At 64.9% G+C, this 22,153-nt stretch carries 20 protein-coding genes, 1 tRNA gene and 2 pseudogenes; 9 read left to right on the forward strand and 14 right to left on the reverse strand.

Annotation, left to right across the window (positions count from 1 at the left end):
* From LH128_RS03985 to LH128_RS04010, 7 genes and pseudogenes are all read left to right on the forward strand, one after another.
* On the forward strand, positions 1-478 hold a 478-nt coding region (locus LH128_RS03985; protein ID WP_008828296.1), incomplete at its 5' end, for an IS5 family transposase.
* The gene (locus LH128_RS31240; protein ID WP_083910093.1) at positions 453-2,150 is read left to right on the forward strand and encodes an acyltransferase family protein; all 1,698 of its coding nucleotides are present in this window, start codon (positions 453-455) and stop codon (positions 2,148-2,150) included. The genes LH128_RS03985 and LH128_RS31240, both read left to right, overlap by 26 nt.
* Before the next feature lie 305 nt (positions 2,151-2,455).
* Positions 2,456-2,529: transfer RNA gene (locus LH128_RS03995), tRNA-Gly, on the forward strand.
* Positions 2,530-2,741: 212 nt separating this feature from the next.
* Positions 2,742-2,975 (forward strand): annotated as a pseudogene (locus tag LH128_RS34300) (integrase); the annotation flags it as partial.
* Positions 2,976-3,157: 182 nt separating this feature from the next.
* Positions 3,158-4,867, forward strand: a complete 1,710-nt coding sequence (locus LH128_RS04000; protein WP_008828298.1) for a ubiquinone-dependent pyruvate dehydrogenase — start codon at positions 3,158-3,160, stop codon at positions 4,865-4,867.
* Positions 4,864-6,504, forward strand: a complete 1,641-nt coding sequence (locus tag LH128_RS04005) for an FMN-binding glutamate synthase family protein (protein ID WP_008828299.1) — start codon at positions 4,864-4,866, stop codon at positions 6,502-6,504. Before LH128_RS04000 ends, LH128_RS04005 begins: the two co-directional genes overlap by 4 nt.
* A gap of 298 nt (positions 6,505-6,802) precedes the next feature.
* Positions 6,803-7,105 carry a hypothetical protein gene (locus tag LH128_RS04010; RefSeq protein ID WP_008828300.1) on the forward strand — a complete coding sequence of 101 codons (303 nt, stop codon included), beginning with the start codon at positions 6,803-6,805 and terminating at the stop codon, positions 7,103-7,105.
* A gap of 23 nt (positions 7,106-7,128) precedes the next feature.
* Here the strand turns inward: LH128_RS04010 and LH128_RS04015 are convergent, their stop codons facing one another.
* From LH128_RS04015 to LH128_RS31245, 5 genes are all read right to left on the reverse strand, one after another.
* Positions 7,129-7,446, reverse strand: a complete 318-nt coding sequence (locus tag LH128_RS04015; protein WP_037517656.1) for a hypothetical protein — start codon at positions 7,444-7,446, stop codon at positions 7,129-7,131.
* 32 nt (positions 7,447-7,478) lie between these two features.
* Positions 7,479-7,952 (reverse strand): hypothetical protein, encoded by a 474-nt coding sequence (locus tag LH128_RS04020; protein WP_008828302.1) that lies wholly within the window; start codon positions 7,950-7,952, stop codon positions 7,479-7,481.
* Positions 7,927-8,367 (reverse strand): hypothetical protein, encoded by a 441-nt coding sequence (locus LH128_RS04025; RefSeq protein ID WP_008828303.1) that lies wholly within the window; start codon positions 8,365-8,367, stop codon positions 7,927-7,929. The genes LH128_RS04020 and LH128_RS04025 overlap by 26 nt, the downstream gene beginning before the upstream one ends.
* A gap of 54 nt (positions 8,368-8,421) precedes the next feature.
* Positions 8,422-8,715, reverse strand: a complete 294-nt coding sequence (locus tag LH128_RS04030; protein WP_008828304.1) for a hypothetical protein — start codon at positions 8,713-8,715, stop codon at positions 8,422-8,424.
* Between the two features lie 100 nt (positions 8,716-8,815).
* Positions 8,816-9,325 carry a helix-turn-helix domain-containing protein gene (locus tag LH128_RS31245; protein ID WP_008828305.1) on the reverse strand — a complete coding sequence of 170 codons (510 nt, stop codon included), beginning with the start codon at positions 9,323-9,325 and terminating at the stop codon, positions 8,816-8,818.
* Positions 9,326-9,663: 338 nt separating this feature from the next.
* Between LH128_RS31245 and LH128_RS04040 the strand changes: the two are divergent.
* Positions 9,664-10,073, forward strand: a pseudogene (locus tag LH128_RS04040) (transposase); the annotation flags it as partial.
* Here the strand turns inward: LH128_RS04040 and LH128_RS04045 are convergent.
* The 4 genes from LH128_RS04045 to LH128_RS04060 form a co-directional block, all read right to left on the reverse strand.
* On the reverse strand, positions 9,986-10,744 hold the full coding sequence (locus tag LH128_RS04045) for an SDR family oxidoreductase (RefSeq protein ID WP_008828307.1): 759 nt from the start codon (positions 10,742-10,744) through the stop codon (positions 9,986-9,988). The pseudogene LH128_RS04040 and the gene LH128_RS04045 sit on opposite strands and share 88 nt — an antisense overlap.
* On the reverse strand, positions 10,741-12,351 hold the full coding sequence (locus LH128_RS04050) for a GMC oxidoreductase (protein WP_008828308.1): 1,611 nt from the start codon (positions 12,349-12,351) through the stop codon (positions 10,741-10,743). The genes LH128_RS04045 and LH128_RS04050 overlap by 4 nt, the downstream gene beginning before the upstream one ends.
* Positions 12,348-14,399 carry an acyltransferase family protein gene (locus LH128_RS04055; RefSeq protein ID WP_008828309.1) on the reverse strand — a complete coding sequence of 684 codons (2,052 nt, stop codon included), beginning with the start codon at positions 14,397-14,399 and terminating at the stop codon, positions 12,348-12,350. Before LH128_RS04055 ends, LH128_RS04050 begins: the two co-directional genes overlap by 4 nt.
* A 101-nt stretch (positions 14,400-14,500) precedes the next feature.
* A complete protein-coding gene (locus LH128_RS04060) occupies positions 14,501-15,652 on the reverse strand; it encodes a cell wall hydrolase (protein WP_008828310.1) in 1,152 nt (383 codons plus the stop codon).
* Positions 15,653-15,887: 235 nt separating this feature from the next.
* On the opposite strand from LH128_RS04060, the gene LH128_RS04065 reads away from it, so the two are divergent.
* A complete protein-coding gene (locus LH128_RS04065) occupies positions 15,888-17,204 on the forward strand; it encodes a glycosyltransferase family 4 protein (RefSeq protein ID WP_008828311.1) in 1,317 nt (438 codons plus the stop codon).
* A gap of 117 nt (positions 17,205-17,321) precedes the next feature.
* On the opposite strand, the gene LH128_RS04070 is transcribed toward LH128_RS04065, so the two are convergent.
* The 5 genes from LH128_RS04070 to LH128_RS04090 all read right to left on the reverse strand — a co-directional run.
* Positions 17,322-18,287 (reverse strand): hypothetical protein, encoded by a 966-nt coding sequence (locus LH128_RS04070; RefSeq protein ID WP_008828312.1) that lies wholly within the window; start codon positions 18,285-18,287, stop codon positions 17,322-17,324.
* 34 nt (positions 18,288-18,321) lie between these two features.
* Positions 18,322-19,092, reverse strand: a complete 771-nt coding sequence (locus LH128_RS04075; RefSeq protein ID WP_008828313.1) for a CpsD/CapB family tyrosine-protein kinase — start codon at positions 19,090-19,092, stop codon at positions 18,322-18,324.
* Between the two features lie 24 nt (positions 19,093-19,116).
* Complete coding sequence (locus tag LH128_RS04080) at positions 19,117-20,613, reverse strand: GumC family protein (RefSeq protein ID WP_008828314.1); 1,497 nt, start codon at positions 20,611-20,613, stop codon at positions 19,117-19,119.
* On the reverse strand, positions 20,610-21,740 hold the full coding sequence (locus tag LH128_RS04085) for a hypothetical protein (protein ID WP_008828315.1): 1,131 nt from the start codon (positions 21,738-21,740) through the stop codon (positions 20,610-20,612). The genes LH128_RS04080 and LH128_RS04085 overlap by 4 nt, the downstream gene beginning before the upstream one ends.
* A gap of 20 nt (positions 21,741-21,760) precedes the next feature.
* A partial coding sequence (locus tag LH128_RS04090; RefSeq protein ID WP_008828316.1) for a polysaccharide biosynthesis/export family protein occupies positions 21,761-22,153 on the reverse strand: 393 nt, incomplete at its 5' end.

A 22,153-nucleotide genomic window follows, 5' to 3' on the forward strand; every position in this document is an offset into this window, starting at 1 on the left:
GATCGACAGCCAGTCGGTCAAGACGACCGAAAGCGGTGGCCTGTGCGGTTACGATGCAGGGAAGAAGATCAAAGGACGCAAACGGCACATCCTGACCGACACCGATGGAAATCTTGTCCATGCCGTTGTGCACGCCGCCGACATTCAGGACCGGGACGGGGCACCGCTGGTCCTTGGAGAAATCGTCAGGCGCTTCCCCTGGCTGCGTCACGTGTTTGCAGACGGCGGCTATGCCGGAAACAAGCTCAGGGAGGCCCTGCGCCGGATCGGAAAGTGGACCGTCGAAATCATCAAACGGTCCGATACTGCCAAGGGCTTCGAGGTCTTGCCGCGACGATGGGTCGTCGAAAGAACGTTCGCATGGCTGAGCCGCAACCGGCGTCTGGCAAAGGACTTCGAGGAAACCATCGCGTCCGCCACAGCTTGGCTCTTTATCGCATCCATCCAGCTATATGCTCGCCGCATCGCAAGGCCCTGATTGCCACGCCCGCAATTTTGAATCAGACACTAAAAGTGCCTTGTCGGCGTCCATTTCCCTGTCAAATATTTATTTTTTTAAGAAAAACGACTATTTCAGCCCATCTGCGGAAGAGATTCCGCTGTTACACACATGGTCCTTAGGGGTCGAAGAGCAATTCTATATCTTCTGGCCGATGGTGATCGTTTTGTCGCTGAAGTTTTTCGGCAGGCATGGGGTCAAGGCTGTATTATCGGCCGTAATCATCATCAGTATTATTTGTTCAGAGCTTCTTCTGAAGAGCAATCCCAGTTTCTCCTTCTACATGCTGCCCGCTCGTGCATGGGAGTTGGCAATCGGAGGCCTTCTTGGCCTTTCCGGCAATCTAGGTTTGCAAATTAAAAAGAGCGTAGCTGGCGTACTTGTGTCCGCCGGAATATTGATTGTTGGCTATTCCATTTTCTTTTTTGAAAAGACCACGCCATTCCCGGGTTTGCACGCCCTGATCCCCTGCATTGGCGCGGCATTGATCATTTTCGGCGGGCAATTCGAAAACCTGGTTTCTTCATTTCTATGCAACGTCGTCATGAAATATATCGGGAGGATTTCTTATCCTCTTTACCTTGTTCACTGGCCCATCATCGTATTCTGGGGACTTGCCTCGACAACTGAAGTGTCGATGGCTGTGAAACTCGTCCAGATCGCCGTCATGTTTGGCGCCGCGCATGTGCTGTATGCGGGGGTGGAGCCTATTTTCCGCCGCATCCCGGCAACACGCGCGCGCATGAAGGTGTGGGCACCGATGGCAATGGCGCCGGTAATTGCGATGGGCCTGGTTTGCGCGTCGATGCTGTTCACCAATGGCTTGCAGGGGCGGCACCCGATGCCGGCCTGGGTGAGTCAGGCCGCAGCCGAGTCCAGTTCATTCCAGCGCGATCCTTGCCTCATGCGCGGCGCGGAATTTTCGACTTCTGCGCAATGCGTGATCGGCGATCCCACCCGGCAGCCCACTTTGGTGCTTTGGGGCGATTCTCATGCCACTCAGTTGATCCCGGCGTTTCGTGAGATCGCGGATGCCAATGGCTATGCTGGCCTGATCATAACCAAGGCGGGGTGTGCGCCCATCCCCGATACGACGATGTTGCCGAATTCGGAGATGCGCCGCGATTGCCGGCAGTTCAACAGCGAGGCAATCGAACGGGTTGCGGCCATACCAAAGTTGAAGGGGCTTATCGTCGCAGGAAACTGGAGGACTTACCTTTCAGGCGGTGGACTGCTGACGGATGGTGATGAAGTCGCAAGTCCGGATGGCACCCAGCGCATCATGGCTGATCGGTTTTCAAGAATGCGAGAGCAACTGCCGCCCGGCGGATATAAACTGATCCTGATGGGTATCGCTCCAACCGGCGAAAATAAAGCGTTTTCCTGTGCAAGCAGGGCTGCCTACCGCAATATGGATTTCAGGAATTGCAGCTCCGATCTTTATTCAGATACGCTGTTCTATCAGAAAGATCTTGAAGGGTTGGTGGGTAAGAACTCCAAGATCGATCTTGTCGATTATCTTCCGGTAATGTGCCCTGATCAAAAGTATTGTGCGGTTTATAACGGACGAAATGCAAACTTTCTGGATGATAGCCATATTTCTGCGCATGCCGCAAAAAGTGTGGTTTCAACCATAGAGCATCTTCTGTGATTGAATTTCGAAACAGATGGTGATGGAGGTCGTGATCGTACGGTCGATTGTGCGGTCGTCCCCACAGGACGCGTGACGCCACACCTGCAGTTTCCCGAGCATCGAATCTTTATGTGAACCGGCATTGTCCGGGCGCAAGGCGGAACGACGATCGCATCGCATCGCTTCGCTTCGCTTCGCTTCGCTTCGTAAAGGCGTCGCGGTGCCATGGATGTCGAAGATTGGAAAAGATACGTTGACGAGGCGGTCATCGTCGTGGCAAGCGGCGAGCGCATCAACGGTCTGTCCTTGGGCGGGCCGGTAATGCGGGTATAGCTTAGTGGTAAAGCTCCAGCCTTCCAAGCTGGCTATGCGGGTTCGATTCCCGCTACCCGCTCCATTTTCCCTTCAAAAATCACCCTGAAAATGGTATAAAATCCGCAGAAAACCTAGGGTTTTTGTGCCTTGGTTCGTCCGGGTTTGCGTACCCCCGTCCACCGGCATCCATGCCATTGTGGGGGTCTTTTGAGGTTTCGCGTTCTCGGGTCGATTGGAGATGCCCCCATGCTGGGGGTGTCATCTCGCGAAAGGCGCGGCCCTTACAGACATTGCTATTCGACCGATGAAATGACGGCCCATGGTTTTCGAGCAACAGCATCCACGCTGCTGAAGGAAAGCGGGAAATGGCACCCTGATGCGATCGAATGCGCGCTCGCCCACGGCGATAGCGATAGAGTTCGGGCTGCGTACCATCGCGGCGCTCACTGGAATGAACGCGTGGCTATGTCGCCGTGGTGGAGCGATAATCTCGATAGCCTCAGGAACGCATCTAACAGTAAAAGGTGAGGCAAACGGCGCGCTGCCTGGATTCCGCATCGTCTGGACCGGGCCAGGCCGGACCATCGAACAGACCATCTACGGCGGGCGCCGCGTGTCCGGAGTGCACGAAAGCCGAAGGCACTCGTTCGGAACAGGCTCAACCTTCGGGGCTTTCTCTTGTGGCTTCTGGCAACACACGAGAAATATTCATGGCGACTGTCGCGCAAGTTATCGTCGAAACCCTTGCGGCGGCGGGCGCATCCCGCTGCTACGGCGTGCCGGGCGATACGCTCAACCACGTGACCGATGCGATCCGAACCAGCGACATCCGATGGGTCCACGTGCGGCATGAGGAAGCGGGCGGTTTTGCGGCCGGAGCGGATGCGCTGCTGACCGGCGAACTGGCGCTGTGCGCAGGGTCGTGCGGCCCAGGCAGCCTCCATTTCATAAACGGCTTGTTTGAATCCCATCGCAACCGTGCGCCGGTGGTGCTGATCGCAAGCCAGATCGTGCGCGACGAACTGGGTTTCGATTTTCCGCAGGAGGTGGATTTCCGCTCGGTCTACCAAAGCTGCTCGGTGTTCTGCGAGGAAATCCGCACGCCGGAGCAGGCCCGTCGCAAGACCGCGATGGCCGCACAGGCCGCGCTGGCCAAACGCGGGGTCGCAGTGCTGATCGTGCCTGCCGACATATCGAGCGCAAAGGCGCCCGAGGAGCCGCCCTTCGCGGTGCACCGTGCAAATCCGCTGGTGCGCCCCTCCAACCCGGAACTCGACCAGATCGCAAGCCTGCTGGGCAAGGGCAAGAAGATCGCCATCTACGGCGGCTCTGGCTGCGAGCAGGCGCACGACGAGGTGGTGGCTTTGGCGCATGCACTTCAGGCCCCGGTCGCGCATACCTCGCGCGCAAAGGACTTCCTCGAACACGACAATCCCTTCGATGTCGGTATGACCGGCATCTTTGGCGGAGACGCCGGTTACCACGCGCTGATGGCGTGCGACACGCTGCTGCTGCTCGGCTGCGATTTCGCCTGGCGCCAGTTCTATCCTGAAAAGGCGACGATCATCCAGGTCGATCTCGACGGCACCCATCTTGGCCGCCGGCATCCGGTAGACCTGGGCGTCGTCGGGGATGTTCAGGCTACCTTGAGTGCACTGCTGCCCCGTTTGCAGGCTCGTTCGGACCGTGCTTTCCTCGACGACTGCCTGGCGCACCGGGCGAAGACCGAGGAACGGCAGGGCAAGCACGCGCACATCGGCAAGGGTGGGGCGATCCATCCGCAATACCTGACCGAGACGATTTCCCGGTTGGCGCCCGACGATGCAATCTACACCGCAGACGGCGGTTCACCGATGGTGTGGTGCCTGCGTCACGTCACCTCAACTGGGCACAACCGCACCGTCATCAGCCTCAGCCATGGGACGATGGCCAACGCGATGCCGCAGGCCCTGGGCGCCAAGGCAGCGTACCCTGATCGAACGGTGATCTCGCTTTCAGGTGACGGAGGGCTCGCGATGATGCTGGGTGACCTGCTCACGGCGGTGCAGGAGAAGCTGCCTATCAAGGTCGCCGTGTTCAACAACAGCGCGCTCGATTTCGTGGAGATCGAGCAGAAGGTGGAGGGGTTGCTGGACACATATACGGACCTGCTCAATCCCGACTTCGGCCGTGTTGCCGAAGCGATCGGGTTCTGGGGGCGCCGAGTGGAAAAGGCGGAGGAACTGGAAGGCGCGGTGCGGGATTGGCTGGCGACGCCCGGACCCGCACTGCTGGACGTGGTGACCGACCGGTTCGAACTGGTAATGCCGCCAAAAGTCGAGGCCGGGCAGGTGGCGGGCATGGCGCTCTATTCTGCAAAGGCCTTGCTGGGCGGCCGGGGCCGCGATGTCGCGGGCCTGATCCGCAATTTGCTCCCATGAGCACTTGGCCCGGGCTGGTCGCCGCGTTGACCCGCGACCATGCGCTGTCGCGCAATCTCGTTCTGCTGGCGGCGCTGGCTGCAACGGTCGCCGTGCTTGTCGCGGGGCCGCGCCATCCGATGGCATTCTGGCTGCTGCTAGCCAGCCTGCCTGTTCTGGTGATTTCGCTGGTGGACCTGTTCCAGACGAGGCATTCGCTGCGCCGGAACTACCCAGCGTCCGCACGCTTCCGCTGGTTCTTTGAATGGCTGCAGCCTTTCCTGCGCGCCTATATCGTCGAGAGCGATCTCGACGGCCGGCCCTTTAGCCGCGACGAGCGAGCGCTGGTCTACGCGCGCGCCAAGGGCGATGTAGCGGCCCACCCCTTCGGAACCGAACTCGACGTCTATTCCGACGAATATGAATGGCTGGCACACAGCATTGCGCCTTCGCGTGACGCCCCCAAAGAAACGCGCGTGCACGTCGGAAGCGCGCAGTGCTCGCAGCCGTATGATGCGGCACGGCTGAATATTTCGGCCATGAGCTTCGGCGCCTTGGGAGCGAACGCTATCGAGGCGCTGAACCTGGGCGCGAAGATAGGCGGATTCTATCACGACACCGGCGAGGGCGGCCTGTCACCTTATCACCTGAAGCACGGTGGCGACGTCGTTTGGGAGATCGGTTCGGGCTATTTCGGCTGCCGCGACAAGGAGGGCCGATTCGATCCCGGCCGCTTCGCCGAACGGGCCGCGAACGATGCCGTGAAGATGACCGAAATCAAGTTGAGCCAAGGCGCCAAGCCGGGGCATGGGGGCCTTCTGCCCGGCCCGAAGGTAACCCGCGAGATTGCCGGGACACGCGATGTGCCCGAGGGCGAGGATTGCCTTTCGCCGCCTTGGCATTCAGCGTTCTCCACGCCCGTCGAGCTGGTCGAATTTGCCGCCCGCATGCGCGAGTTGTCGGGCGGCAAGCCGGTGGGCATCAAGCTGTGCGTAGGTTATCCGCACGAGCTGTTTGCCGTGACGAAGGCTATGCTGGAGACGGGAATCCTTCTGGACTTCATCGTCATCGACGGTGCTGAAGGCGGAACCGGCGCAGCGCCGACGGAACTTTCCGATCGGGTAGGAATGCCGCTGCGAGAAGGATTGATCCTGGCGCGTAACGCGCTGGTGGGAGCGAATCTGAAAGGGCCCGTGAAGTTGGCAGCATCGGGCAAAGTAAGTTCCGGTGCGGGTATTGCCATGAATGCAGCGCTGGGTGCCGATTGGTGCAATGCCGCGCGTTCGTTCATGTTCTCGCTGGGCTGCGTGCAATCCATGCGCTGTCACACGGATACGTGCCCAACCGGTGTCGCCACGCAGTCACCGGCCCGTCAGCGGGCTCTGGTGATCCCGGAGAAAGCCGAGCGCGTCGCCCGTTTCCAACGGACGACGCTTGAAGCGCTTCACGACATCGTCGTTGCCTGCGGTCTACAGTCGCCCGATGAATTCACCCCGGACGGTCTGCGCCAGCGTATCAGTGCGGTGGAGATGCGTTCCGTTGATGAGCTCTATGCCTTCGTTGAACCCGGTGAACTGCTTTCCGGCGCTCGCGATCCTCGCACTGCGAAGTGGTGGGCGCAGGCAGATCCAACCTCTTTCAAGCGATGCGAAGTCTGACAATCGGCCACTTCGACCGTGCAATTCACCGGAATGCAGAAATGCCGGCGATCGAATCTTCGTTCATTTGCCTGCTCACTGCGGAGAGAGAAGCATGAATTGTGTTTAAATATGCAGGCTCCAACCTGCCTTTACGACGACACGGGCTGCGGCGGAACAAATCTTGCAGCAAGGACAGGTCGACTGTGGTTCATGCCCGAATGAGACTGCGGGAAGAGGTTGTTATTCCAGCACTTGCGTGTTCCCGGCTGGATGCCGGGGACCTTTGGGTCTATACTGCCCGTCAGGGAGCCAGGCCATGATGCGTTATGCCGAAAAGCCATTTCTCCAGTATCTCGACTCCTTCGTGCTGCGCGCGATCGGTGAACTGACCGAGCAGCAGGAACAGGCAATCCACCTCCTCTCCCCGACGTTTGTCCAGGCTGAAGGAACGCGGCCCTGGTTTGAAATCGTCGCTGAACGGATGAGCTTCAGCGAGGGCTACGTTTCCGAGATCGCTTCTGTCTGGGAGGCCAGCAGGCGATCCGCCAGTGAACAGGGGTTGGAGATCAGTCCGTTCGAGTTCACGAGGTTGTTCGTGGATGCGAACTTCCCCAGCTGATCTGGCGAGTGTCGGCTCAGGTCTCAGCCTGACTCGATCGAGGTCATCAGTTTGAAGATATCCTTGTCCGGGTTCGCGCCAACGATCCGCCCGGCTTTCGAATGCGTGCAGACCAGAACGAACAGATCCACCTCATCGTCGATGGCTGATTTGAAGCGGTCCGTGATGTCGTCTATCGCGATCCGGGAATCGAAGATCATGAAATCTGGCGTTTCAGTCCAGACCGCGCTGCACGCGATTTTCGACACGACCTCGATGAGCGCGCGCCTGCGATCGATTTGCGAACGCCCCTGCCTTGGTTGGTCGGCGATACCGAACGCCGTCCAGTATGTGGTGCTCATGAATGTCTCAATGTCTTGGCCTGGCCGCGCCATCAATCGGCGGCGGGGCTGTTGCGCCTGGCAAGGGTCTCGAGCGCGGAAACGATCGATGTCGTTGTGACAGCTATCGGGGTACGGGCGCCGAGATGCATGAGCGATAGCCATGCGCTCACCATCTTGCTCCCTTTTTTCGTGATGACGAGAGGAGGTTGCGACCGGTCATCCTCTGCCTGAAAACAGACCAGTTCGTCCTTGAGCAAGGAGGAAACGTGCGTGATGGCCTTGCTCGATGAACAGGCCGCCGCAGCACAAACCTGCGCGACGGTCATTTCCCCCTTTCGAGCACTGCCCGCCCGGTAAAGGCCAAGGAGCATCAGCCAGGCGCATTCATCGATGTCGGGGGCAACCTTGCGGCGTGCGGCAATCCCGTCGAGATAGGACTGAACGTTGTCGATCTCGCACTCGATCTCGGCGTGATCTCCGAGGATATGCGCCAGTTCGTCAGTCAGCGTATGGAGGTTCAGCACGGCGCGCTCCCCGGGAGGAATGCCGAAGGTCGAGTATTGGACCCACGCACAGAACGATCAGTTGCGGGATACTCCACACCGCCGAGGCAGCCTTGAACAGCCGGGGCGTATTGGGAACGATTTCCCAGGCCAGGAACGAGATGACGCTGAGTGCTTGAAACGCGCATTTCCACAAGGGCCAGTACCGGTCGGTCTTCGCCGCGAGATGCGCGAGGCCGATGAGCAGCACGAAGTCCACCATGACCGTGGAGTGCGCGAGGCTGATCTGGGTCTTGAACGTCGTTGCGCCGATATAGGTCGCCAGCGCAGCGACCACGAACATGAGGCATATCCTGCGCCCTTCCCACCCGCCCCACAGCAGCGCTGGCAGGCAGGATACGAACATGAGTATTCCGAAGACGAGGTTCAGGAGCATGGCCTTGACTTCAACCTGCGACGTTCGACGTCAAGGCCATCACCCCTTTCCGGATTACACTCGGGCCGTCGCCGTCTCGGGGGTCTTCAGCAGCCCGCTCGGGCTATCGTCGCCGAAGCAACCCCAATCCGTCTCCCGGTGCTGCGATTCGCCCTTGATGAAGGCGAGCTTGCGATGCATCTGCACCATGTCCTTGCGGCCCTCCACCAGCTTGGCGAAACCGGCTGCAGCCGAATCCAGCGCACTTTGCAGATGGGCCGGCGGGACGCTGGATGCGGCATTGGTCTCCATGATGGTCGCGGCAAGGCGCGCGGCGTCGAAAAGGGCTGTGTCGACGCTCTTGAACATGCCAGAAATTTCCGTGGCGACCGCTCGTCCGCCTGCTTCCGAAAGACGCATATGTTTCTCCGATGCGTGAATCACGCTGAGGTTTGCCGTGAAGTGAAGCTCACCTGCCGAGCAGGCTGAGAATTCCGACCATCACCGTGACGATCGCGGCCAGGCCGACGACGGAGACAAGCGCAACCTGTCCCATCATCGCCATGCGCTGCGCCATCGTCAGGTCATGACGGGAGCCCCCGACCGGAGGAAGACTGAGGAGCCGCGAGAATTCCCATCGAGGGTGCGTTGCCCTCGCTTGGTCTTCTGCTCCGGCTCTCGTTTCTTCCGGACGAGTGCTCTGTGCCTCGGCATCCTCGTCGCTGTCGAGCGGTTGCGGCGCACTAGGTAGCCGCTCCCTACCCTTTGATGCGTCTAGGAAAATACGCGCCGCATCGGCCCGGCTGGAAACCCCCAGCTTGACCATCAGGTCGGCGACATGATTGTCGATGGTCTTGTAGGACAGCCCAAGGCTTGCGCCGATCTCCTTGGAAGACAGGTGCCGGGCAACCAGCGAGAGAACCTCGTACTGCCGGGCAGACAGCTTTTGCCGAAGCTCCCCTTCTGACCATTCCCGCATCTTGCAGCCCCTCGTGCCTCGCCCTTCGTTTCCACACACGGTTGGAGGCTGAAAAGCATCCTAGCACTGTTTGCAACCGGTAACCTCGCTTGATTGACACAGTGCCAAAGTCGTTAGTTACCGATGCATCGCCCGGCGCGGGATGCAAGTCTGGCAAACCTGGCTCGGCGAGCAGGTGAAGATGACTGCCTCCGCGCCTTTGGCGCGGCCAAGCTCTGCCTTCGCAGGTTGCTCCGACCGCGCCAACTGCGGTGTATCGTCGGCAGAGCCGCTGGTCTGAGCCCGTGGATTTCCTCCAGATTTGAGCAGAGTCCGCCCCTTGAAGGGGTCGGATGGATATGAAGCGGAGCAGGTTCAGCGAGGAACAGATCATCGCGGTATTGAAGGAGCAGGAGGCCGGAATGGCGACGGCGGACGTGTGCCGCCGCCATGGGGTCAGCTCCGCGACGTTTTACAAGTGGAAGGCCAAGTATGGCGACCTGGAGGTTTCCGAAGCCCGACGGCTGCGTTCGCTGGAAGAAGAGAACTCTCGGCTGAAGCGTCTTCTGGCCGATGCGATGCTGGATAACGCCATGCTCAAGGAGATCACCGCAAAAAAGTTCTGAGGCCTGGTGCCAAGCGGAAGGCGGTGGCTCATCCCGTTCCCGCTACCTCTATGGCTCACGCAGCGCAGAGCATCCTCGGCGTCGGCGCTGGGCGCAGCATCAGGCGGTTGAACACCCGTCGCTTGAGCGATTGCGGCTCCAGGACCTCGTTGTTGCGCTCCCACAGGGTGCCGTTCAGCGAGGGATCGCTCGACAGCGCGAGTTCGGCGCCCCAGCGGGCTGCGTCGGCCGGGTGAATGCCGTCGGGCAGGCCCATCGCGGTGCGCAGGGCACCGGGGATCCAGTCGCTGATCACGATGTCCGGAAAGCGCCCCTCGAGGTCCGCGACCAGTGCGCGGGTGAAGATTCGTCCCGCGCCCTTGGAGACCGAGTAGGCGCCGCTCGCCGGAATCGGCGCGAGGTCGGCGAAGCTGGTGACGTTGACGATGCGGCCGGTGCCCCGGCTCACCATGTCCTCCAGCGCGAGGCGGCTGCAGGCGACCATGCCGCCGAGGTTGATCGCCATCGTGTGCATGAAGCTTTCGGGCGTCTCGTCGAGGAAATCGCGGCGGGGGTAGACGGCGGCGTTGTTGATGAGGATGGCGATCGGGCCGATGCGGCGGATCGCGTCGAAGGCGCCGCGCAGGGCGTCGTAATCGGATACGTCGCAGGCTATGGGGTGGAACGCCCCGGCGGTGGCGGATAGCTTCGACGTGGCGGCAAGGTCGCTCTCGCTGCGGGCGAGGCCCGCGACAATGCAGCCGCGCGCGACGAGTTCCAGCGCCAGCGCGCGGCCAAGGCCCTGACCGGCGCCGGTGACGATGGCCAGCGTCATGACACGAGGCTCATGGCACGCTGTTCGAGATCCGATGTTCCCGCAGCCTTGAGAATCGCATCGCCGACCCGCAGCGCGTTGGCGGCGATGGTGAGGCTGGGGTTGACCCCCATCGAGGTCGGCATGAACGAGGCGTCGGCCACCCACAGGTTGCGCATGCCGTGAACCCGGCACTGGGCATTGACGACGGACTTCGCGGGATCGGTCCCCATGCGCAGGCTTCCGCAGGGATGGCCGAAGTTCAGCTCCGGCTGATACGTCAGGAACAGAACGCGCTGCCGTCCCAGCGAGGCGCGGATCAGCTTTCGGAACAGCTTGCGGCGCTGGTGGAGTTCGGGGCTGAAGCGGTAGTCTATCAGGATACCGCCGGGACGGTCGGGATCGGCGGAGACGCGGTTCTCGGCATAGGGCATGTCTTCGAGCAGACCGACGAAGACCTTGGCCTGCCCCAGAACCCGCGCCGCGACTTTCGCGGGTATGCGCGCCATCTGGCTCGCGCCGGGCAGGCGGCGCAGCGGGCTGCGTGCGATCTTGCCGCGCAGGTAACTGAGAATCTCGCCTTCGCCTGCATCCAGCCCCATCGCCTGCACCATGCCGAAGCGGTGCCCCTCGGCATAGTAGAGGTCGCGAAAACCGATGGACTTGGCGGCTTGCGGGTAGCCCTCTTTGCGCCGGGGCCAGAGTGCGAACATCTCGTTCAGATGAAACATCAGGTATAGCCCGACTTGGCCATGCGCATTGCCGCAGCCCTCGGCCCAGTCCGAGCGCGAGGCGAGGAGGATGCGCGGCGAGGACAGTGCGCCTGCGGCCAGCACCACGTGGGCGGCAGTGAACTCCAGCGCCTCGCCATCGCGGCGGGCGACGACGCGGGTAACGCCGCCCCCGTCGCCGCGAAGTTCGGTAACCTCGCAGCGATCGGCGAGGGCGGCGCGGCCGGTGGCGAGGGCGGGTTCTACCCCGGCCGAACGGCCGTCGAGCTTGCAGGGGCGGGGGCACTTGCGGCCGAGGCACGAGCCGCAGCCGTCGAGGCCGCGCATTGCGCTGTGCAACTGGTAGGGGTGCAGGCCGGAGCGGCGCATGCCCTCCATCAGCCGGGCATCGCCCTCGCACATCGCGGGGCCTGCCGTGAGGTTGGGTGTCGGGTGGGTGGCGAGCGGGTCCGGCTGGCCGCGCACCTCGAACAGGGCCTGCGCCGCGTCGAAGTAGGGGAGCATCGCAGAGAAGCTGACCGGCCAACCGTTAGTGGGGTGCGGGCGCTCGGCGCTGTGGTCGAGATCGTGCGGCTCGGGCCGTTCGAGCGTGGCGGCGTAGAAGACGGAAGAGCCGCCAACGGCGGCGCCTATCGCGGGATGGACGCGGTGTTCCTCTCCCTCGATGCGGGCGTGGATGGTCTCGGGCCACGATCCGCGCACGAGGCGGGCGACGGGATCGGTGATCTCGTCGCTTGCCATGTGGTTCTGCTCGGCGCGGTGTCCGGCGCGGCCCTTCTCTACGAACAGGACCGAAAGGCCGCGCTCGGCAAGGCGGCGGCCGATCGTACCCCCGCCGATGCCGGTGCCGATGACGATGACGTCCCAATGTTTTTCGGTGAGTTCGCCCGGGGTCACTGGCTCGCCGCCGCTATGGTCGTGGGGCCGGTGCCGAGGAGGAACGGCACGAACAGGTCGCGCAGGCGCACCGAGCCCTCGTAGGTCATGTGGTTGTTGTCGAAATAGAGCGAAGCGCCTTTTACCATGCCGCTGCAGCTGCCGTGGCAGAGCCGTGGCCATGGGTCGATCAGGCGCACCTGCCGGTCGGCGACGAGCTGGTCGATCGGTGCTTCCGCCTGACGGTTGCGATCGCGCAGGGGGGCCATCTGCACGCTGGCGAGCGTGCGGGCCTGATCGGGGGTAAGCCGTCCGTAGGCGAGATCGCGGGCGACGCGGATGCTGTCGAACTGGGGCAGTTCGGGGACTTGCCGCAGGAGGTAGACCTCGCGGCCCTCGCCGTTCAACTCCGCCACCGTGAGCTTGAGCGCGGCGCCGAACAAGGCGGCCTGTCCGTCCCCCTGCGGGAGGCCGGACCCGGCATCGGGGGAGAGGGTAATGAGGTTGTGAGCATCGCGGCCCACGCCCCTGCCGTCGGCGTAGTAGGCCCAGCGGCCGACCAGCAGCAGGCGGCGGATGCCGGGATATTGCCGGATCGCCGCGCGGATGCGCCGGTTCTCCTCGGCGCAGAGGACGTCCTGATCGGGCGTCGATGCGCTCTCCTGCTTGGCGAGGCCGAACAGCGGCGGGCATCCGGCGCGCCAGATGATGATGCCGGGCCGCCCCGCCTCGCGCGCGGCCATGGCGAGGCCGTCCATCTGCGCGCGCAAGTGGCTGTCGCCCCAGATCAGCACCTCGGGCGGGCCGTCGGGGCCGATGGCGCATGTGCGGATACCGGCGAGCGGGCCGTTCTCTGGATGGCGGCAGCGGCTGGTGTCCTGCAGGAATCCGCTCGAGGCGGCGATGTAGACTTGCGTTTCGGGGGAGAAGCGGTCGGGCAGGCCGTTGGCGAGGAACGTCACCGCGCCGACCGCGAGGGTCGCGCCGGCGGCCACGGCTGCGCTGCCCAGCAGCACCGGCGAGGTGACGCGGCGGCTGCGGCGGAAGGGCTGCTCGACGAAGCGCCAGCTCAGCGCCGCGACGACGAAGACCAGCGCCAGCCATGCGGCGGTCTCCAGCGGTGAGGCATAGTGCCCGCGCCAGTACCGCGAGAGGATCAGCAGCGGCCAATGCCACAGATACAGCGAGTAGGAGATCAGCCCGACGAAGACCATCGCCGGGTGCGAGAGCACGGTGCCGGGGTTGCCTCTTGCATTGGTCGCTCCCGCCAGCAGCGCGGCGCTGCCCGCCACTGGAAGCAGGGCCTGCCAGCCGGGGAAGCCTGCGCTGTCGATCAGCAGGAAGGAGGCGGCGAGCAGCAGGAACCCGGCGCTTGCCAGCACGGCCTGCAGGCGCGGGGTCAGCGCCGCGCCGCGCAGCGCGATCGCCAGCAGCACGCCCGACAGCATTTCCCACGCGCGGAACGGGAAGAGGTAGAAGGTCATCACCGGATAGCCGGCGGTCATGGCCACGCAGGCCAGCAGCGAGCCTGCCCAGACCGCGATCAGCACGCCCAGGATCACCCTCGGCCCGACCCGCGCGAGTGCGAGCACGGTCAGCAGCAGCGGCAGGAAGATGTAGAACTGCTCCTCCACCGAAAGCGACCAGGTGTGCAGCAGCACCCGGCTGTCGGCGCCGAAATCGAAGTAGCCCGCCTCGCGGTAGAACAGGACATTGGACATCCACAGGCTGGACGCGATCAGTTCCTTGCCGAAGTTGCGCAGCTCGTAGGGGAGCAGCACGAACCAGCCGATGACCGCGCTGGCGGCGCCCATCGCGAAGAAGGCGGGCGCCAGGCGGCGGATGCGGCGCAAGTAGAACTGGCCGAGGTCGATCCGGCCCGCATCCAGCAGCTCGGACCACAGCATCCCGCCGATCAGGAAGCCGGAGATCACGAAGAACACGTCGACGCCGACGAAACCCGCCTTCAGGCCCGGCACCGCGAAGTGGTAGAGCACGACGGCCAGCACCGCGATGGCGCGCAGTCCGTCTATTTCCCGGCGATAAGGTCCATGCTGGGCTGCCGACACGTTGCGATTTCTCCCTCGATGGAATGTCTAGGTTCCGGGCCGTCCCGGCGGAATTCGGCAAAGGTCGGTCGAACTTTTCGGAAGGGGGCATCCCCTGCGCATCAGATGCAATGCCCCGTGCCTTCAGGCGCGAAGCGGGTGCAGTCCCAGCGCAGGTTCTCGGGCGCGGTGGCGGTGCTGCGGCGCTCGAAGATGAAGGTGATCGCATCGACCGAACTGCCGGGCATCGGCAGGGCGCGGGGGGTGCGGGCGGCGTCGGTCCAGCCGATGAAGCGGCACTGGCTCACCCCTGCGCAGCGCTGCTCGGCCATGGCGCGGAAGCTGGCGGGGGTGCCGCCTGCAGGCAGGGTCACGAGGAAGACGTTCGGTGGCGGTGCAGCCAGGACGCTGCCGAGACCCGACCTCGGCGCGGCCGGCGGTGTCGGTGCCGTAAGGGGAGGCTGTCCGGTCGGGATAACCGGCAGGAACTGCAGTTGCGGCGCTTCCGAGCCGACCGTCGCGGCGCGATGGGCGTCGGAGATGCGGGCGAGCATCGCGATGTCCGGCTCGCTGCCGGTGTGGCGCATCTCGAAAACCTGCGTGCCGCGCCAGCGGTAGAACAGGTGGGTGCGCACGACCGCGATCTTGTCCATCGTGCGATCCCAGGCCGGGCTCACCCAGTCGGTGTGGTAATGCGTGGCCAGGCCGACGGTCGGATCGACCTGGCCCAGCAGCATCTCGGTGGCGACGCGGCGGGACTGCTGCCAGGCCTCTGCGGAGGGCGTGCGGCGCAGCAGAGAGCCGTCGCAGGTGAAAGTGAACTGGCAGCCGGTGCGCCGCTCCGAGCCCTGGAAGACCACGCCGCAGACGCTGGCGGGAAAGGCGCGGTGGCGTACCCGGTTCAGCACGACCTGCGCGACCGCGCGCTGGTCGGCGATGCCGAGGCCCGCCTCGTAGTAGTCCGCAGCGGCGAGGCAGTCGGTCGCGCGTGCCAGATCCTCGGGCGCGGCGCGCAAGTAGAACGGCTGGGCCGCGATGATGACGCCCCCCGCCAGCGGCACGGCGGCGTTGAAGGTGCGCGCCAGTTGCGACTGCGCATCGGCCGGAGGCTGCGGAGCATCGTCCGGCGCGTCGAAGGCGCCGCGCACCACCGGCGGCGCGGTGAAGCGCGGCAGCGGACTGGCGACGGGGTGCTGGGCGGGAACGGTGGCGACGGCGACGAGGGCCAGACATGCACCGAGCCACGTCCTACCCTTGACCATGGCCCGGCGCATGACCGTCCTCCCACGCCCGGCCGACGGCTGCTCGCGGTTCCGATGCTTGCCCAACCATCTGGAACGAAAGGCGGCAAATGCCGACAAGACCGGTCTCCCGCAGTGAAACCGATTCATCCCACGGTGGGCACCCGGGGGGCATCCGGGGGATCACGCTCCCGGGGCTCCCACCGTCAATTCCCTAAGTAAAACCCGCAATGCCGTGGGCTCCCGCAGGGAGCATAATGACGGGATTATGGAGATCATCGAACCGGCCGCCGCGCCGCTCGCCTTCAGGCACGATTCGGGTATGCAGTGGGCAGGCGCCTCACGCCGTGCTTCGCCGCCCCGCGCGCGCGCGGCGATCGCCTATCTCAGCAACGTCTATCCGAAGATCAGCCACAGCTTCATCCAGACCGAGATCGCGGCGCTGGAGCGGCAGGGGTTCGCGGTCCACCGCTTCACCGTGCGCCGTGCCGGAGAAGCCCCCGCAGATGCAGCTGAGCGCGCCGAGGCGGCCCGCACTACGGCGCTGCTGGAGGATCGAGGGGCGCTTGCGTCGGCGATGTTGGATCGCTTTGCCCGGCACCCTCGAGCCGCCTTGAGCGCGCTGCAACTGGCCTGGCGAACCGGCGGAAGCGGCAATCGCATTCGTGCGCTGGCCTACTTCGCCGAAGCCGCGCTGCTGGCGTGCAGGCTGGAGGCGGCGGGAGTCTCGCATCTCCATGCCCATTTCGGGACGAACCCGGCGATGGTGGCGCGTCTGGTGGCACGGCTGGCGCCGGTGACTTACAGCTTCACCGCGCACGGCCCGGACGAATTCGATGCGCCGCGCGCCCTCGACCTGCCGGGCAAGATCGCCGAGGCCGCCTTCGTGGTGGGCGTGTCCAGCTTCGGCCGCGGGCAGCTGATGCGCTGGTCGCACCCGGATCACTGGCCGCGCATCCACGTCGTCCACTGCGCACCGGACCCGGCGTTCTTCGCGGGGCTCGCGGCAGATGACGCGGCGACGATCGAGGGCGCGCCCGGAGACGATACGCGCTTCGTCTGCGTCGCGCGTCTCAGCGCCCAGAAGGGCCTGCCGCTGCTGCTGGAGGCCGTCGCCCGGGTTGCCGCCCGCCGCCCGATCCGGCTGGACCTGATCGGCGGCGGCGAGGACGAGGCGATCATCGCGGCCCAGATCGCGCGGCTGGGGCTGGGCCGTACCGTCACCCTGCACGGCTGGGCGAGCCCGGAGACGATCCGCGATGCCCTGCGTTCCGCCCGCGCACTCGTGCTGCCCAGTTTCGCCGAGGGGCTGCCGGTCGTGCTCATGGAGGCGATGGCGCTGCGCCGCCCGGTCATCGCCACGGCCATCGCCGGAATCCCGGAACTGGTCGACGGTGAGGTCGGCTGGCTGGTGCCTTCTGGCTGCGTGAATGCGATCGAGCAGGCACTGGACGCCGCGCTCGATGCCTGGCCTGAGGAACTGGAGCAAATGGGCGAGCGTGCCCGCGCCCGCGTCCTCGAACGCCACGATCCCGAACGCTGCGCGGCCCGAATGGTGGATTTGCTGGAGCCGCTGGTGCGCTGATCGTCATTGCGAGCACATGCTGCGCTCGCGATCAGCCTCGTCATCCCCGCTTTCGCGGGGATGACTACGGGTGTTTCAACCGAGGAAAATCGGGCTCCGACAAGGGGGACCCGCGCGTCAGACGCTGGCCGGAGGGATCATCCGCATGACCGGCGAGAGCTGGCGGCGCCATAGCGCGGCGCGGCGCTGGCGTTCGTCCAGTCCCTCGATCATGCCCAATGCTTCACCGCGATCGATGCCGCTGCGTTCGCACAGGAAGGGATGGCGCGGCGGGCTGGCGAAATAGCTGTAGAACAGCGCGGCCCGGTCGCGCGCGGTGGCGGGCTTGCCGCGATGGAAGCAGCGCGCGGTGTCGCAGAACACCACGGTGCCCTTCGGGCCGGTGCAGCTTACCATGTCGTCGATGTAGTCCGGCCCCAGCCGCGCCTTGAGCAGCGGATCTTCGCCGAATTCGTAGCGGTAGCCGTCGATGTCGTTGCGTATGGTGTCCTGCCGGGCGATGCACTGGAAGGGCCCGCCTTCCTCATCGACGTCGTGGAGATAGATCGCGACCTTGAGCATGCGCCGGTCCTCCCGGTCGCGGTGCCACTTGCGGGTGGCGACCTCCTGCCCGTCGGCGACGGTGTAGTTGATCGCGACGCCGTCGTAGGCGACCGGCAGGCCGATGTAGCTCTCGACGATGTCGAGAAGGCGTTCGTGCAGGCCGAGGCGGTAGATGTCGGGGTTGCGCACGATCTCGGCGGGCGGAACGATGATGAACTGCCTGCCCCCGGCGGCCAGCGCACGGGCTTCGGGGGCGAAGTCGCTGGACAGAGCCCATGCCGTCTCGACCACCTCGGCGGCGCCGTGGATTTTCAGCGCGTCTAGCGTGGTCACGCAAACGCCCTTGCGGTTGAGCTGCGCGACGATGTCGTTGCCGATGGCGTCGAGATCCGGCAGGCGGCGGGCATGGCGGCTTACGGCGGCCCGGTGTCGCTTGCCCAGCCAGAGGCGCAGGCGCTTTTCGTTGAGCACCGCAAGCGCCGTCTGCGAGGGAAGGTCGCGCAGCCATCGGGCGCGCGCTTTCAGCTTCAGGATCGTCATTGCATCCTCCGGTATGGGGCGGTGTGCGGCCGCTTCAGGCCTGCCTGGAGCCGCTCTTGTAGTACCCGTAATCGACCCGCCTCGCGGTTTGCGAGATGGACCGGTTGAGCACGGTGCCGATGATCGGCGTCGGGCTGACGGCTTGCATGATCTCCTGAAGGGCGGCCTTGGCGGTGCGGCCTTCTTCCGCGACGATCAGGATGCCATCGACATTGCGGGCGATCAGCGCGAGGTCGTCGCTGAGGATCGCGGGCGGCGTGTCGATGATGCAGATCGTCCCGCTGTCGATCGAGTGCCGGTTGTGCAGCGCCAGCGCCAGTGCGTTGGAGGCGAGCAGCACCTCGGCATCGTCGCGCGCGCTACGGACGCGGTGGACGGTAAGGTCGAGCCCCTCGATCCGCGCCTGCGTGGCGCTCCAGGGACACTCACCGGCAAGGTAGTCCTCCACTCCCGCGTAGTCGTCCGGCAGACCCAGCCGCTCGCCCAGGGCCGGGCGGCGGAGGTCCAGCTCGACGAGGACGGTGGGATGGATGCGAGCCATCGCCATGGCGAGGTTGAGGGTGATGTGCGTCTTGCCGTTGCCGGGCTCGGCCGAGGTCACCGCGAAGACGCGGGTGCCAGTGGCGCGGGCGTGGTCGAGCAAGGCCGAGCGGATCATCGTGAAGGGACGCAGCTCGTTGCTCGGCGGGGCGAGGCCGACGATGTGGTTGTCGGCCAGGTGCGCGGCATCGGGCGTGAAGGTGATGCCGGCGACGGCGGGGACTTCGATGCCGCCTTGCGGAATGAATGGCACTTCGGCGTTCATGGGCCTGCTCCCGTTATGACTGGCTTAGGCTGGCGAATAGGCTGCGGCATGCGCCCGGCCCGGCAGCCAGCGTGCGAGCCGATCGAGAAAAGTGGGTGTGCGGCTGGTGGCGACGGCTCCGAACAGCGGGGCGCGGACGGCGCGGCGCAGGCTTTCGGTGCCGTGGATCGTGCCGGTCAGCATCTCGCGGCCGATGATCAGGACGAGGCCCATGACGAACCCGGCGGCGATGCCCATCAGCACGACCATCCAGCCCTTCTGGCCGAGCGGGTGCAGCGGCAGGTTGGGCGCATCCACCACGGTGAAGCGCTCGCCCTTGTCCTCCGACTGGAGGTTGGCGGCGACTTGCGCGTCGAGCTGCTTTTCGCGCAGGGAGTCGTACTGGCGCTTGATGTTGTCGTACTCGCGCTCGATCGTGTTGAGTTCGTAGGCCGATTGCGGTGCCTGCGCGACGCGGGCGTCGATGTCGGCCATCGTGCGCACCAGTTCCGCGCGGCGGGCGGCGAGGGTGGAGATGCGCTCGCGCCCGGCGGCGATCTCGGCCTCGATCAGCGTCTCGCCCCGGCCCGGTTCCCGTGCGACAAGGGCGCGCTGACGTGCCACTTCGGCGCGGGCGGCGATCACGTCGGGGAAGTTTTCCGAATGGGTGGAGAGCAGCGCGGAGAGGCGTTCCTCGGCGCGCTGCATCCCTTCGATGCCGGGCGGGGTGCGCTCCAGTTCCTGCTGGCGAGCGGCGAGCAGGCTGGACTGCTGCACCAGTCCCTGCGTCTCGGCATCGGTGCGCGAGATTTCCGCGCGCATCGCCGAACTCGACTGCGAACTGAGCGCGACGTCGGTGGGCAGGGAACCGGCATAGCGGGCCTGCACGCCGCGGCGCTTCTCGGCAAGGTCGCGCAGCTGGCGGCGCAGTTCGTCGGAGCGCTTGGCGAGGAAGGCGGCGGTTCCGGTGGCCTGCTCGGTGCGGAAGCGCTTGTCCTCGACGAGGAACATCTTGGTCAGCTGCTCGGTCACCGCCTGCGCGGTGCGGGCATCGCGGTAGTCGAAGGTGAGGTTGAAGGCGATCGTGCCGCCGCGTCCCTGCGCCTGGTTGGCGGCGACGAGGTTCACCCCGATCTTCGTGCGCATGATCTCGAGCAGTTTGGGATAGTCCATCGCCGCGCGCTCGCTGGGATAAAGCCGGTTCTGCTCGATCAGTCGCGTCAGGCTGTCGCGGCTGACGATCTGCTGGCGGATCTTGGCGATGCGCTCGTCCGCCACTTCGGTGATGGGCGAGGAGATCAGGCTCTGCGGGATCTGCGGGGAATCGATCAGCAACGTCGCGTAGGACCGGTAGACCGGCTCTCGCATCACCACCGAGCCCGCCGCTGCGGCGGCTCCGAGCAGGGTCGGCGCGATCAGCCAGCGCCACCGGCGACGCAGCATGGCCAGGATCTCGACCGGGTAGATGCCGAGGGAGTCGGTATCGCCCACGATGGATGCCGGCGGCGAAACGGGCGCGGATGTCTGGGTCGTGCTGTTCATCGGCTGGGTATCCGGAAGGTGACGCCGGCCCGGATCGTCCAGGACTTCTGCGTCTGGGTGGTCATGCCGGTGCGGCGGTCATAGTCCGCGCCGATGTGAAGGCGAAAGCGGTCGTCGAGGCGGTGCTCGTAAGTCGTGGACAGGCGCACGATCTTCGCGTCCGATCCGAAGGTGGGACTGGGAACCGAGCGATACTCGCCGCTCGCGCTCAGCCTGCCGCGATCGCTGGTCTGGAAGTCGAAGGTGGTGGTCAGCACCTTCTCGCGCTGGATGCCGCCGAAACTGGTGACGACCGGCGAGATGCGGCCCTCGATGCACACCCGCAGACGGCGCGGATCGTAGCATACGGACAGTGCGGTGGTGAGCTGGAACGGGTTGTTCTCGTTCGGCCGTCCCGGTTCGCGCCGGGTGATCTTCGAGACGCCCGTTTCGGCCTGGATCGACAGGTTCGGCGCGATGCGCGAACCGGCCTTGAGGACGAAGATCGCCGAATCCGATTCCGATCGGTCCGCCGACTTGCTGAACGTCGCCATACCGCCGAGGCCGACCCAGGAGGTGCCCGAAAGCCTGCGCTCCAGGCCGAGGCCGAAGCTGGTGGCGTCGGTCCGGCGCAGCAGCAGCGAACCTTGCGGCGACAACCGGCTCCACGCCGCCTCGCCGCTGACCGTCATGTACTGGTCGGGACGCCAGCGCATGCTCTGCTTGAGTTCGTAGCGTTCCTGCAGGCTCACCGGGTCGATCGCGGCATCGATCGAGCCGGTGCCGCCTTCCAGCGGAAGGAGGCGCTCGAAGCCACCCTCGGTGCGGGCCGAAAAGCGCTCGCTGCCGCGATAGTCGATCGCCGTCCGGGCGTACCCCGTGACGAAATCCCCGTACCGACGGCTGTAGCGGCGATAGGCGAGCTTGCCATCCAGATCGAGCGTGGTCTTGGGATCGATCCTGACCCCCGCGCTGCCTTGCGCGGAGACTTCGCCGCCCGAGGTCATCTTGCGGTCGTCCGTGGTGAGGAACGGGTTGCGCCCCGTGAACCCCGTCATGTCGAATTCGATGTAGGGCGGCTGCTCCTGCGCGGCCGCATCGGTGGAAGCGAGCCCCAGCGTCGACGGGGCGACGGCCAGGAGGAGCAAGGTGCCACGACGTACCGCCGTCACGGGATCAGCAGGACGTCGCCGCTCTGGAGCGTCGGCAGCGGGGTGCCGAGGGCACCGGAATTGAGCGAGCGGGCGCCCTTCAGCAACTTGCTCAGCTGGATGCGCTCCACCACCTGGCCATTGCGGGTCTGGCGCAGGATCACCGCGCTGCCGGTATCGGCGAACTCGGCGGTGCCGCCGGCCATGCTGAGTGCCTGCAGGATGTTCGGGACCGAGCGGCTGGTGTAGCTGCCGGGCGTGCGGACTTTGCCGAGCACGTAGAAGCGCGTGCCGTCGGTCTCGCGCACGGTCACCGTCACGTCGGGCGGTGCGGCCGTGTAATTGAGCGCGATGCGGCCGCGGATCTCGTCGGCGATGTCGGTGACGTTGCGGCCGTCGGCGCGGATCGT

The sequence above is a fragment of the Sphingomonas sp. LH128 genome (assembly GCF_000293195.2).
GTDB lineage: Bacteria > Pseudomonadota > Alphaproteobacteria > Sphingomonadales > Sphingomonadaceae > Novosphingobium > Novosphingobium resinovorum_A.